Consider the following 12,590-nt stretch of genomic DNA (forward strand, 5'->3'; position numbering starts at 1 on the left):
GGCACGGGCAACGACCTCGCCCTGGAGCTGAACTACGCGACCAAGGCCGACGGCGCCTACCCGATCACCCTGGTCACGTACGAGATCGTCTGCGACAAGGGCAACAAGTCGGACACCCTCGCCGCCACCAAGTCCTTCCTGACCTACACGGCCTCGAAGGACGGCCAGGACGCGCTCGCCGCTCTGGGCTACGCCCCGATCCCGGCCGAGATCAACGCGAAGGTCCAGAAGGCCGTCGCGAGCATCAGCTGACCCAGTGTGCGGGTCGTCCGGGCCACCGCCCCGGCCGACCCGCACCGTCCGGTGCACCGCCGCCAGAAGTCCCGCAACTCCCGCATCGGGTGGGGGACTTCGCAGACCGGAGAATCCCATGGACATAACCACGCAACCATCCGCGCCACCGGCGCCCGCAGATCGCCCGACACCCGCCCAGCAGAAGCGCGCCACGCGCGGCGCCACCCGCCCCGGTGACCGGATCTTCCTCGGTCTCTCGCGCGGCTCGGGCATCCTGCTGCTGGTGATCATGGCCGCGATCGCGGTCTTCCTGACCTACCGAGCCTCGCTGGTCCTCTCGAAGAACGAGGGCAACTTCCTCACCACCTTCGAGTGGAACGCGACCGCGACCCCGCCCGTCTTCGGCATCGCCGTCCTCGCCTTCGGCACCATCGTCACCTCGATCATCGCCATGCTGATCGCGGTCCCGGTCTCCGTCGGCATCGCGCTGTTCATCACGCACTACGCGCCGAAGAAGCTGGGCGGCCCCATCGCCTACGTCATCGACCTGCTGGCCGCCGTGCCGTCCATCGTGTACGGCCTGTGGGGCGCCCTCTTCCTGGTGCCGCACATGGAGGGCCTGTTCGGCTGGCTCGACGACTACTTCGGCTGGACCGGCATCTTCGCCTGGCAGGGCGGCGCCCCGCGCACCCTGCTCACCGTCGGCATCCTGCTGGCGATCATGATCCTGCCGATCATCACGAACGTCTCCCGCGAGGTGTTCCGGCAGGCCCCGCAGATGCACCAGGAGGCGGCCCTCGCCCTCGGCGCCACCCGCTGGGAGGTCATCCGCATGTCGGTGATCCCCTTCGGCCGCTCCGGCGTGATCTCCGCGTCGATGCTCGGCCTCGGCCGCGCGCTCGGCGAGACGATGGCCGTCGCCACGGTCCTCTCCCCCGACTTCCTGATCCACGCCAGCCTGCTCGACCCGGGCGGCGGCACGTTCGCGCAGAACATCGCCGCGAAGTTCTCCGAGGCCAACGACCAGGGCCGTGACGCCCTGATCGCCTCGGGTCTGGTCCTCTTCGTCATCACCCTGCTGGTCAACGGCGCCGCCCGGCTGATCATCGCCCGCCGCAAGGAGTACTCGGGGGCCAACGCATGAGCCACGCGACCGTACCTGCGAAGCGCCCGAACTCCCTGAGCGCCGCACGCCTGCCCCGCTGGTCCCCCTGGGCCATCGCGATCGGCTCGGTGGCCGCGGGCTGCGCCATCGGACTCGGCGGCGGACTCGACAGCCACCTCCAGTGGGGCCTGATCGCCGCGCTGCTCTTCGTCCTCGCCACGTATGGCATCGCCACGAAGGTCGAAGGCCGGCGCCAGGCCAAGGACCGGGTCGCGACCAGCATCGTCTGGGTCGCGTTCATCCTGGCCGTGGTCCCGCTCGCCTCCCTCGTCTACGAGACGGTCAAGCGCGGCATCAAGGTCCTCGACCCGTACTTCCTGACCCACTCGATGGGCTTCGTCACCAGCTACGAGACCGGCGGCGGCATCTACCACGCCATCCTCGGCACCCTGGAGCAGGTCGGCCTGGCCACTCTGATCTCGGTGCCGATCGGTCTGCTCACGGCGATCTACCTGGTCGAGTACGGCCGCGGCAAGCTCGCGAAGGCCGTCACGTTCTTCGTCGACGTCATGACGGGCATCCCGTCCATCGTCGCCGGCCTCTTCGTTCTCTCCTTCTGGATCCTGATCCTCGGCTTCGGCTTCTCCGGCTTCGCCGGCTCGATGGCCCTGTCGATCCTGATGATCCCGGTCGTCGTCCGCTCCACCGAGGAGATGCTCAAGCTCGTCCCGAACGAGCTGCGCGAGGCGTCCCTCGCCCTCGGTGTCCCGAAGTGGCGCACGATCCTGAAGGTGGTCCTGCCGACGTCGATCGGCGGCATCACGACCGGTGTGATGCTGGCCGTCGCCCGTATCGCCGGCGAGACGGCCCCGGTGCTGCTCCTGGTCTTCGGCAACCCGCTGATCAACACCAACCCGTTCGACGGCCCGCAGGCCTCGCTGCCGCTGTACATCTACCAGCAGTACGCGAGCAGCGGCGGCAGCCAGGCGGCGTACGACCGCGCCTGGGCCGCGGCCCTGGTGCTGATCGCCTTCATCATGATCCTCAACCTCGTGGCCCGCGGCATCGCCCGCTGGAAGGCCCCGACCTCCGGTCGCTAAGGCGTCCAATATCCGGCTCCGCCGGGCGGGGCCATACGTAGCGACGTAATCGGAAGTGAACTGAACCCATGGCCAAGCGAATCGACGTAAGCGGCCTGACCGCCTACTACGGTGCCCACAAGGCGATCGAAGACATCTCCATGACCGTCGAGCCCCGCTCGGTGACGGCCTTCATCGGCCCCTCCGGCTGCGGCAAGTCGACGTTCCTGCGCACCCTCAACCGCATGCACGAGGTCACCCCCGGCGGCCGCGTCGAGGGCAAGGTCCTCCTCGACGACGAGGACCTGTACGGCTCCGCGGTCGACCCGGTCGCCGTGCGCCGCACCGTCGGCATGGTCTTCCAGCGCCCCAACCCGTTCCCCACGATGTCGATCTTCGACAACGTGGCGGCGGGCCTGAAGCTCAACGGCAGCTACAAGAAGTCCGAGCTCGCCGACGTCGTCGAGAAGTCCCTCAAGGGCGCCAACCTCTGGAACGAGGTCAAGGACCGCCTGAACAAGCCCGGCTCCGGCCTCTCCGGCGGTCAGCAGCAGCGGCTGTGCATCGCCCGCGCCATCGCGGTCGAGCCCCAGGTCCTGCTGATGGACGAGCCCTGCTCCGCCCTCGACCCGATCTCGACCCTCGCCATCGAGGACCTGATCGGCGAGCTGAAGTCCCGGTTCACGATCGTCATCGTGACGCACAACATGCAGCAGGCGGCCCGCGTCTCGGACCGCACCGCGTTCTTCAACCTGGCGGCGGTCGGCCAGCCCGGCAAGCTCATAGAGATCGACGAGACGGAGCGCATCTTCTCCAACCCGTCGGTCCAGGCCACGGAGGACTACATCTCGGGCCGCTTCGGCTAGGCGCCCCGACTCCTCCTCCCCCCGACCCCTCGTGGCGCTGCATGGCGGTGCCGCCACGAGGACAGAGAGAAGCCCCGCCCTCCACAAGGAGGGCGGGGCTTCGATCGTCAGGGGCGCGGGCCCCTGACCGGGCCTAGCCGAAGGCCAGATAGACGACCCCGTAGGACGCGGCGGCGACCACCGCCGCGGCCGGCATGGTGATGAACCAGCCCAGGATGATGTTCTTGGCGACGCCCCACCGCACGGCGTTGACCCGCTTGGTGGCGCCGACGCCCATGATCGCCGAGGTGATGACGTGCGTCGTGGAGATCGGCGCGTGGAACAGGAACGCCGAGCCGAACATGATCGAGGCACCCGTGGTCTCCGCCGCGAAACCCTGCGGCGGGTCCAGCTCGATGATCTTGCGGCCGAGCGTGCGCATGATGCGCCAGCCACCGGCGTACGTGCCGAGCGACAGCATCACGGCACAGACGATCTTGACCCAGACCGGGATCGGGTCGTTGTAGTCCTCGTGGCCGGAGATGACGAGCGCCATCACCACGATGCCCATCGTCTTCTGCGCGTCCTGCAGACCGTGGCCGAGCGCCATGCCGGCCGCGGACACCGTCTGCGCGATCCGGAAGCCGCGCTTGGCCTTGTGCGGGTTGGCCCGCCGGAAGAGCCACATGATGATGCACATCACGAGGTAACCGACGATCAGACCGATCACCGGCGACGTGAACATCGGGACGACGATCTTCTCCCACACCCCGGACCAGTAGACGGTGGTGCCGCCCGCGAGCGCCGCGCCGACCATGCCGCCGAACAGCGCGTGCGAGGACGACGAGGGCAGCCCGAAGTACCAGGTGATCAGGTTCCACACGATGGCACCGGCGAGGGCGGAGAAGAGAATGCCCATGCCCTTCTGGCCCTCGGGGGTCGCGATGATCCCCTCACTCACCGTCTTGGCGACGCCGCTGCCGAGGAAGGCACCGGCGAGGTTCATGACGGCGGCCATCGCGAGCGCCGCGCGGGGCGTCAGCGCCCGCGTGGAGACGGATGTGGCGATGGCGTTCGCGGAGTCGTGAAAGCCGTTCGTGTACGTGAATCCGAGCGCGACACCGATGGTCACGATCAGCGTAAAGGTGTCCATGAGCCGGCCTCAGGACTCCTTCACGGCGATGGTCTCCACCGTGTTGGCCACGTGCTCGAAGGCGTCGGCCGCCTCTTCCAGCACATCGACGATCTGCTTGAGCTTCAGCACCTCGATGGCGTCGTACTTGCCGTTGAAGAGCGTCGCGAGCAGCTTGCGGTGGATCTGGTCGGCCTGGTTCTCCAGGCGGTTGACCTCGATCCAGTACTCGGTGAGGTTGGCCATGGTGCGCAGGTTCGGCATGGCCTCGGCGGTCAGCTCCGCCGCCCGGGCCAGCACCTCGATCTGCTGCTCCACGCCCTTGGGGAGTTCCTCGACCTGGTACAGGACGACCAGGTCGACGGCCTCCTCCATGAAGTCCATGATGTCGTCGAGGGACGACGCGAGGTTGTAGATGTCCTCGCGGTCGAACGGCGTGATGAACGAGGAGTTCAGCTGGTGGAAGATCGCGTGGGTGGCGTCGTCACCGGCGTGTTCGGCTGCCCGCATCCGCTCCGCGATCTCGGCTCGGGCGGAGGAATCCGCCCCGAGCAGTTCCATCAGGAGCTTCGAGCCCGTGACGATGTTGTCCGCGGATGCGGCGAACATGTCGTAGAAGCTCGTCTCCCTGGGGGTCAGACGAAAGCGCACGTGGGGTCCTCGGGGTGCTCTGGATTCGGTCAGGCTGATGCTAGGCGCATCATCCGGCCACGGCTAACCGGCGTTCCTCCAGTGTCGCCCATCAGGCACAGTGATCAGCACTGGGTGCCGCGTACCCGTCAGAGGCGCGGCAAATCGGGTACCATATACCCACCGGGGGTATATGGAGCAACGGGAGGACGGACGCGATGACGACGGACGCCACACAAGCCGACACCACGGCCGAGGTCACGGCCGAGATCGTGACCGACCACGACCGCGGCATCCACGGCTACCACCACCAGAAGGACGAGCACCTCAAGCGGCTGCGCCGGATCGAGGGCCAGATCCGCGGCCTGCAGCGGATGGTGGACGAGGACGTCTACTGCATCGACATACTCACGCAGGTCTCGGCCTCCACCAAGGCCCTGCAGTCCTTCGCGCTCCAGCTCCTGGAGGAGCACCTGCGGCACTGCGTCGCGGACGCCGCGCTCAAGGGCGGCGACGAGGTCGACGCCAAGGTCGAGGAGGCCACGAAGGCCATCGCCCGCCTGCTGCGCACCTGACCGCGACGGCGCAACGACACCTGACGGGTGTGCCGGCCTGGGCCGTCACACCCGTCAGTGCTGTCAGCACTTGTCAGTACTGCTCGTACGGGTCGTCCGGACCGTCGGGCCACGCTTCGGCGACCCGCAGCACCTCGTCGATCCGGTCCGCGCTGAGCCGTGCATCGGAGACGGCGGAGGCCGCGATGATCAGCTCACCGCAGAGCTCGATCTCGGCGAGGGCCACGTGGTCCTGAACCGCCGTACCGCCCACCGGAGCCACGCGCATCACCCCTTCCGCGGTTGCCGACTTCATGGAGTCGGCTTCCTAGAGTAGGCAGCCGTTCACGCCCGGCGCATGGCACGGAAGAACCATTTCCGGCCCCCCACCGGGCCCCTACTGCTCGGCCACCTTCCCCGCGAAGACGTCCCTCTTGTCCGGGAGTCGGACCTCAGCGGGCTTCCCGAACCCGAACAGCAGTGTCGTCGACGCGACGTCCACGTTCCGCTTCTTCGTCGCGCCCGCCGGCTTCTCGGCGAAGCGGAACCGGTGGGTGATCTTGCGGATCAGACCCTCGTCGTCGAGGTACACGTCGAACGGCACCGGTGAACTGCCGAACCCTTTCGCCGCGGCAGCCAGCGCCTTCTGGTTCCCCGCGGTCGCGGCCTTCGCGGCGACGCCGAGGTCGATGCGCCCCTTGTAGTGCCGGGTCGGCACCCCGGCGACATCGCTCTCGCCCACGTACGTCACCTCGCGCGCGCCCCGCAGCAGCTCGGCGGCGGCCAGCGGATCGGTCGCGCCGCCGGTGACCAGATTCCCGTCGTTCAGGCCCGCGGTGTCGACCCGCACCCACTTGTCGGCGGGCACGCCCGCGCCCCGGTTCTTCATGTAGAGGGCGCCGGGCGCGAGGAGTTCGGTGATCGGCCGGTGCTCCTGGGTGCCGGCCGCGTCCTGCGGCAGGCGCACCCGGAGCTGCCCGAGCCCGTCCCGGTAGTCGTAGACGCCCTCGCCGCGGATCGTGACCCGCGTGCCGCCGCTGGCCATCTGCATCGATGTACGCGCCTGAGAACTGCCCTCGCGGATCAGCCGGTCGGGGGCGTCGTGCACGGCCTTGGCCGGATCACCACCCCGGTCCCCGGCCTCGGCGCCACCGCCGCAGCCGGCCGCACCCGCCACGACGCCCGCCAGGGCGGCGGCCGTCGCCGCCGCTCTCCTCACCGGGCCCCCGTGCTGCTGCACCACCATCGCTTGTCTACCCCCAAGCCTGTCCGTGGGTCGTGCGGCCCCATGTCGTCCGGTTAACGACGAGTAGGGTCGCCCGTCACGCGAACGGGGGGTTTACAGAACCGTTCACACAACACCGCTACGGTGACGCCGTGGATCGGCAACGGCAGGAACAGCGGCACACGGACCACGCGACAACCGTGGCCGAACAGGGCAGATTCTGTCTCGCCCGCTGCACCTGCGGCTGGCGCGGACCGGCCAGAAGGGCGCGCAGCAAGGCCCGTTCGGACGCAGAAGAACACGTCAACTCCGTCTGACGGGTACAGGGAACCCACAGCTCCCGCTTCACGTCTCGTTCCCCGGGGGCTACGGGAGGCGTAACGGACATGGCCATGAGGCGACGCACCTTCATAGCGGCTTCGGCGGCCGCACTCACGACGACGGCGACGGCCTCGGCGTGCTCATCGGACGGCGGCTCCCCTGCCGCGTCCGCCTCCTCGTCGGACCCGGTGCGCTCCACCAGCGCGAGCGCCTCCACGCCGGTGCGGGCGGCGGCGGATCTGGACGCGCTCGCCAAGGATCTCGACGGTTCCCTGGTGCGGCCCGGCCAGGCGCAGTGGGCGGCGGCGCACCAGCTCTACAACACCCGCTTCGACACCCTGAAGCCGACGGCGGTCGCCTATGTCGCGGGCCCCGACGACATCCGTACGACGCTGGCGTACGCCCGCGCCCGCAAGGTCCCGGTCGCGATCCGCAATGGCGGCCACTCGTACGCGGGCTGGTCGTCGGGCGACGGCCGGCTGATCCTCGACGTGTCCCGCATGAAGTCGGTGCGCGCCTCGGGCGGCACGGCGGTGATCGGCGCCGGGGCCAAGCTCATCGACGTCTACCGGGCGCTCGCGGCCAAGGGCGTCACGATCCCCGCGGGCTCCTGCCCCACGGTCGGTGTCTCGGGGCTGACGCTCGGCGGCGGCCACGGCGTGGTCTCCCGGGCCTACGGACTGACCTGCGACAGCCTCACCGGGGCCACGCTGATCACGGCGGACGGCAAGGAGCTGACCGCCGACGCCTCGACGAACAAGGATTTGTTCTGGGCGCTGCGCGGCGCGGGCAACGGCCAGTTCGGGGTCGTCACCGAGCTGCGCTTCAAGACCCACGCGGCGCCGCAGGCCGTGTCGGCGTACCTGTCCTGGCCCTGGTCGAAGGCGGCGACGGTACTCAAGGCGTGGCAGAAGTGGGGCCCCGACCAGCCCGACGAGATCTGGTCGGCGCTGCACGTGGCGAACGCGGCGGGCGGCAACCCGACGATCAACATCTCGGCGTTCTCGATCGGCACGTACACGGAGCTGCAGAACGCGGTCGACCGGCTCGCCGACGGGCCCGGCGGCCCCGGCCCCGCCTCCTCGGTCTCCCTCAAGCGGCACGCGTACGAGGAGGCGATGGAGATCTACGCCGGCTGCTCCGCCTTCTCCGCCGACGCCCAGTGCCATCTGCCGGGCGCCACGCCGGGCCGCTCCCCGCAGGGCGCGCTGCAGCGCGAGACGTACGCCGCGCGCTCGGACTTCTTCGACCGGAATCTGTCGGACGCGGGGGTCGCCACGCTCCTCAAACAGCTGGAGTCGGTGTCGGCGGGCGCGGGTTCGGTCGCCCTGACGGCGCTCGGCGGCGCGGTCAACCGGGTCGACCCGACGGCGACGGCGTTCGTCCACCGCCGCTCGCGGATGCTCGCGCAGTACATCGTGAGCTGGCGCGCCGGCACCTCCGGCACGACGGCTCAGAACTGGCTGAAAGGGGCGCACGACGCGATGCGTCCGTACGCGTCCGGGGCGGCGTACCAGAACTACACGGACCCGACCCTGAGCAGGTGGAAGCAGGCGTACTACGGGGACGCGGCGGACCGTCTGACGCAGCTGAAGAAGGAGTACGACCCGTCGGGCTTCTTCTCGTTCCCGCAGGCCCTGTAGCCCTCCGGGCCGTCGCTAGGCCGCGAGGTCCCGCTCCTCGTCCGAGCCGCCGCGCGCCTCGGGGATCTCCACGGCCGCCGCGGGCGCGGGCGTCCTGCGCGGCGCCCACACCAGCCAGGACAGCCGGCCGGAGCGCCCGACGGCCCGCGCCACCGGAGTGATCAGCGCCGTCGCGAGCGGGGAGAGCAGCAGCGCCACGGCGGTGCCGAGCGCGAATCCGCCGATGACGTCGGTCGGGTAGTGCACGCCCATGAAGACCCGGCAGAACCCTTCGAGGACGGCGAGCCCGATCGCCGCGAGGCCCAGCCTGCGGTGGGCGACGAAGAGGGCGGCGCCGATGGCCATGGCCAGGGTGGCGTGGTCGCTCACGAACGAGAAGTCGTTCTTCCCGTCGACCAGGACCTTGAGCCCCTCGTGGTCCCGGAACGGCCGCGGCCGCTCGACGAATCCCCTGATCGGCACGTTCACCAGCACGGCGACGGCGGCGGCCAGCGGCGCCCACACGACGGCGGCGACCGAGGAGGCCGCGTCGTCGAGGGTGTCCCGCCTGCGCGCGCCCCACCAGCACCAGAGCACCACGAGGACGAGCCCGAGCAGGATCCCGTACTCGCCGACGAACTCCATGGTCCGGTCGAACCAGCCCGGCGCGTCCTCGGCCAGGCCGTTGATGTCGTAGAGCAGCGTGACGTCAGGGTTCGACCCGGAAGTCTCGAGTGCTGCGAGTGCCTCGAGTCCAGCCATAGCTCAGCGGCCCCTTCATCATCTGCGTACTACCGGCGTCGGCCACCCCCGTGGTCTTTGTTCGGCTCAGCAAGAGGAACGCACAGCCTCACTCCCAACGTTCCACGCTCCACCGAATGATCACGCAGACGTTATCGAAGAGAGACACAAACCCGCAGCTCAGAGCCAGGGGTTAACGGAGAGTTCCGGCCACGTCACACTTCCGGTGAGGCGCTGGGCAACGCTTTCGCGCCATCCTCCGTCACCCGCGTCGCGCCGAAGTAGTCGGGGGTGTCGACGGGGTCGAACCTGATGACGGCCCCCGGTCTCGGCGCGTCGATCATGTACCCCCCTCCGACGTAGATACCCACGTGCCGGATGGCCCGGCTGTTGGTGAGGTCGTCGGAGAAGAACACCAGGTCGCCGGGGAGCAGCTCGTCCCGCTTCGGGTGCGGCCCGGCGTTGTACTGGTCGTTGGCGACACGCGGCAGCGCGATCCCCACGCTCTCGTACGCCGCCTTGGTCAGTCCGGAGCAGTCGAAGCGGCCGTTCTGGTCCGCCGTCCCGTTCCCGCCCCACAGGTACTCGGTGCCGAGCTTCTTCTGTGCGTAGTAGATGGCGCCCGCGGCCTGCTGCGACGGCTGCACCCGCCCGACCGGCCGCGCGAAGCTCTTCTCCAGGGTCGTGATGGTCTTCACGTAGTTCTGGGTCTCGCGGTAGGGCGGTACGCCCTTGTACTTGATGACCGCGTACGCGCCCGCGTTGTACGAGGCGAGCATGTTCTTCGTGACGTCGCCCGGCACGTCCTTCACGTACGAGGCGAGCTTGCAGTCGTACGAGGCGGCCGACGGGATGGCGTCACGGGGGTCCCAGATGTCCCTGTCCCCGTCGCCGTCCCCGTCCACCCCGTGCGCGGCCCAGGTCCCCTCGATGAACTGCGCGATGCCGTACGCCTTCGCGGGCGACTTCGCGTTCGGGTTGAACCCGCTCTCCTGGTAGAGCTGGGCCGCGAGCAGCGCCGGATTGATGGCGGGACAGAGATTGCCCCACTGCTGCACGATCGACTGGTAGGCGGCCGGCACCGAGCCCTTCGCGAGTCCGACGGCGCCCTGCCCGACCCCGCCGGCGAGGCTTCCGGCGGCCATGTAGGTCCCCACGACGAGCAGCGTCACGAAGCCGGTTCCCCCCGCGACGGCCGATCCCGCGACGATCCACGCCTTACGCACCGTCAACCGCCCTTCGCCGCCCGGGAGTCCACCGAGGCCTCAGTGTAGGCGGGGGCCCCTGGCAGAAGGGTCAGGAACTGGCGGTGCCGTTGACCGTGCTGATGAAGGTGCCGGGGTGCGTCGCGCTGTCCTGGCGCAGCACGGCGATGTCCTGCCACGGCCAGGCGAGCGAGGCGGTGGCGGTGGTGTCGGGCGGGGTGACCTTCACGGTGACGGGCAGGAACGGCTGCTGGTCGGGGGCCGTGGACGACGGGCTGATCGGCAGGAAGGTGAGCTGCGCCATCGTCGCGACGCCCGGCTTGAGCGTGACCTTCTCGGCGGTCTGCTTCTGCCACGCCACGTTCCAGGTCTCCCCCTTGGCGTTGACCAGGTCGACGCCCGGGTGCCCCTGCACGGTGCAGGTCCGCTTGCCGACGTTGGTGAAGAGCAGCTGCGCCTGGGTCTGATCGGCCTTGCCGTCCGGGTCCGCGTCCGTGCCGTGCACGATCGACGGCTTCAGTTCGGCGTTGGTGCAGGCGCTCTTGGCGGCGACGGCCTGCCCGGCACCCCTGGGCGACGGCGAGGTGACGGCGGTGCCCCCGCTCTTGCCGCTGTCGGCGGACGCCTGGGAGGAGGCGCTGCCCTGCGAACCCGTGCTCTCGGTGGCGGAGTTGGAGGCCGAACCGGACGCCGGGCCCGACGAGCTCGACGTGTCCGCCTTGTCGTCGGAGCCGCCGCAGGCGGTGGCGGTGAGCGCGAGCACCGCGGTGGCGGCCACGGCTGCGGCGGCGCGGGACATGCGGGTGAGCTTGGCGTTCATGCGGGAGGTTCCTCCGTTGTGGGTCGGCCTTCGTGGGCGTACGTGCCTGGTTGCAGCCTGCACACGACAAGAGGAGATCACCGCACCATTGGTTCGGCGTGGATTGCGACAGCCGCGTAACAGCGTGCCGCCGGGCCCAACGGCCACGGCGAGCCGCGGGGTTGACGCGGCGGCTACGTTCGGACGATGCGCATCCTGCATCTCTCGGACACCCATCTCGACGCGACGGGCACCTCCGACGGCGGGCGGGCCGACGGCACGGCGGCGCTCCGCCTCCTGCTGGACGAGCTGCGCCACCTGGACGGCCTCGACGCGCTCGTCGTCACCGGCGACGTCGCGGACGACGGCTCCCGCCCGGCCTACACGCGGATCCACGGACTCCTCTCCGACTACGCCGCCCGGCGCGGCGCGCAGGTCTTCTACACGACGGGCAACCACGACGACCGCGCGGCGTTCCGCGACGTCCTCGGCAGCGGCCACGGCGCGCCGGACGCGGTGTACGAGGGGCCGGCGGGCGAGCGGGCGGCGGCGAGCACCCTCGGCGGCCGCCGGCTGATCACCCTGGACACGCTCGTGCCGGGCAAGGGCTACGGCCACCTGGACGGCGGCCAGCTCGCGTGGCTGCGCGGCCTGCTGGCCACCCCGGCGCCGTCGGGCACCGTCCTGGCCTTCCACCATCCGCCGGTCGCCCTGGACGTCGACGCCCAGCGGGCCCTGGGCCTGCAGAACCCGGCCGAGCTGGCCGACGCGATCCGCGGCACCGACGTCGGGCTCGTCCTGTGCGGCCACTTCCACCTGCAGATCACGGCGCGGCTGGAACAGGCCACGGTCTGGGTCACCCCGGGCGTCCTCAACCGCGTCGACATGACGGCCCGCCCCGGCACCGAGCGCGCGGTGCACGGCCCGTCGGCCTCACTGATCTCCTTCGACTCCCCCTACGGCCCCCTGATCCACACCCTGCACGCCCGGCATCCGCGGATGGGCCAGACGTTCCACGAGGCCGACGAGGCAACCATGCGCCGGGTCATCACCCGGCTCGGCCCGCCACAACGGCCCTGACCGCCCCGACGGCCCGTC

Annotated in this window: 13 protein-coding genes and 1 pseudogene; 7 read left to right on the plus strand and 7 right to left on the minus strand. The window is 70.0% G+C overall.

The genetic code is table 11. The features are described 5' to 3' along the window. From J3486_RS43245 to pstB, 4 genes and pseudogenes are all read left to right on the plus strand, one after another. A pseudogene (locus tag J3486_RS43245) lies at positions 1-252 on the plus strand (phosphate ABC transporter substrate-binding protein PstS); the annotation flags it as partial. A gap of 118 nt (positions 253-370) precedes the next feature. Beyond that, positions 371-1,378, plus strand: a complete 1,008-nt coding sequence (gene pstC, locus J3486_RS43250; RefSeq protein WP_207830547.1) for a phosphate ABC transporter permease subunit PstC — start codon at positions 371-373, stop codon at positions 1,376-1,378. Next, positions 1,375-2,439: a phosphate ABC transporter permease PstA gene (gene pstA / locus J3486_RS43255; protein ID WP_207830550.1), complete on the plus strand. Its 1,065-nt coding sequence runs from the start codon at positions 1,375-1,377 to the stop codon at positions 2,437-2,439. The genes pstC and pstA overlap by 4 nt, the downstream gene beginning before the upstream one ends. Before the next feature lie 68 nt (positions 2,440-2,507). Then, on the plus strand, positions 2,508-3,284 hold the full coding sequence (pstB, locus tag J3486_RS43260) for a phosphate ABC transporter ATP-binding protein PstB (protein ID WP_207830553.1): 777 nt from the start codon (positions 2,508-2,510) through the stop codon (positions 3,282-3,284). A 133-nt stretch (positions 3,285-3,417) separates the two neighbouring features. Here the strand turns inward: pstB and J3486_RS43265 are convergent, their stop codons facing one another. Continuing rightward, positions 3,418-4,416 (minus strand): inorganic phosphate transporter, encoded by a 999-nt coding sequence (locus tag J3486_RS43265; protein WP_207830556.1) that lies wholly within the window; start codon positions 4,414-4,416, stop codon positions 3,418-3,420. Between the two features lie 9 nt (positions 4,417-4,425). Continuing rightward, on the minus strand, positions 4,426-5,046 hold the full coding sequence (locus tag J3486_RS43270) for a DUF47 domain-containing protein (RefSeq protein ID WP_207830559.1): 621 nt from the start codon (positions 5,044-5,046) through the stop codon (positions 4,426-4,428). A 197-nt stretch (positions 5,047-5,243) separates the two neighbouring features. On the opposite strand from J3486_RS43270, the gene J3486_RS43275 reads away from it, so the two are divergent. Next, positions 5,244-5,600: a metal-sensitive transcriptional regulator gene (locus J3486_RS43275; RefSeq protein WP_229379580.1), complete on the plus strand. Its 357-nt coding sequence runs from the start codon at positions 5,244-5,246 to the stop codon at positions 5,598-5,600. A gap of 73 nt (positions 5,601-5,673) precedes the next feature. On the opposite strand, the gene J3486_RS43280 is transcribed toward J3486_RS43275, so the two are convergent. Then, positions 5,674-5,868, minus strand: a complete 195-nt coding sequence (locus tag J3486_RS43280) for a hypothetical protein (protein ID WP_207830668.1) — start codon at positions 5,866-5,868, stop codon at positions 5,674-5,676. Positions 5,869-5,976: 108 nt separating this feature from the next. Beyond that, complete coding sequence (locus tag J3486_RS43285) at positions 5,977-6,825, minus strand: hypothetical protein (RefSeq protein ID WP_207830562.1); 849 nt, start codon at positions 6,823-6,825, stop codon at positions 5,977-5,979. A gap of 371 nt (positions 6,826-7,196) precedes the next feature. Between J3486_RS43285 and J3486_RS43290 the strand changes: the two genes are divergently transcribed. Beyond that, a complete protein-coding gene (locus J3486_RS43290) occupies positions 7,197-8,768 on the plus strand; it encodes an FAD-binding oxidoreductase (protein ID WP_207830565.1) in 1,572 nt (523 codons plus the stop codon). A gap of 15 nt (positions 8,769-8,783) precedes the next feature. Here the strand turns inward: J3486_RS43290 and J3486_RS43295 are convergent, their stop codons facing one another. The 3 genes from J3486_RS43295 to J3486_RS43305 form a co-directional block, all read right to left on the minus strand. Then, positions 8,784-9,509, minus strand: coding sequence for a phosphatase PAP2 family protein (locus tag J3486_RS43295; protein WP_207830581.1), 726 nt, complete (start codon positions 9,507-9,509; stop codon positions 8,784-8,786). A 194-nt stretch (positions 9,510-9,703) separates the two neighbouring features. Then, a complete protein-coding gene (locus J3486_RS43300; protein ID WP_207830671.1) occupies positions 9,704-10,714 on the minus strand; it encodes a bifunctional lytic transglycosylase/C40 family peptidase in 1,011 nt (336 codons plus the stop codon). Between the two features lie 70 nt (positions 10,715-10,784). Beyond that, positions 10,785-11,513, minus strand: coding sequence for a DUF4232 domain-containing protein (locus J3486_RS43305; RefSeq protein ID WP_207830584.1), 729 nt, complete (start codon positions 11,511-11,513; stop codon positions 10,785-10,787). Positions 11,514-11,699: 186 nt separating this feature from the next. Between J3486_RS43305 and J3486_RS43310 the strand changes: the two genes are divergently transcribed. After that, complete coding sequence (locus J3486_RS43310) at positions 11,700-12,572, plus strand: metallophosphoesterase (protein ID WP_207830588.1); 873 nt, start codon at positions 11,700-11,702, stop codon at positions 12,570-12,572. Positions 12,573-12,590: the final 18 nt, after the last annotated feature.

It is taken from the genome of Streptomyces sp. VRA16 Mangrove soil (assembly GCF_017377775.1).
GTDB lineage: Bacteria > Actinomycetota > Actinomycetes > Streptomycetales > Streptomycetaceae > Streptomyces.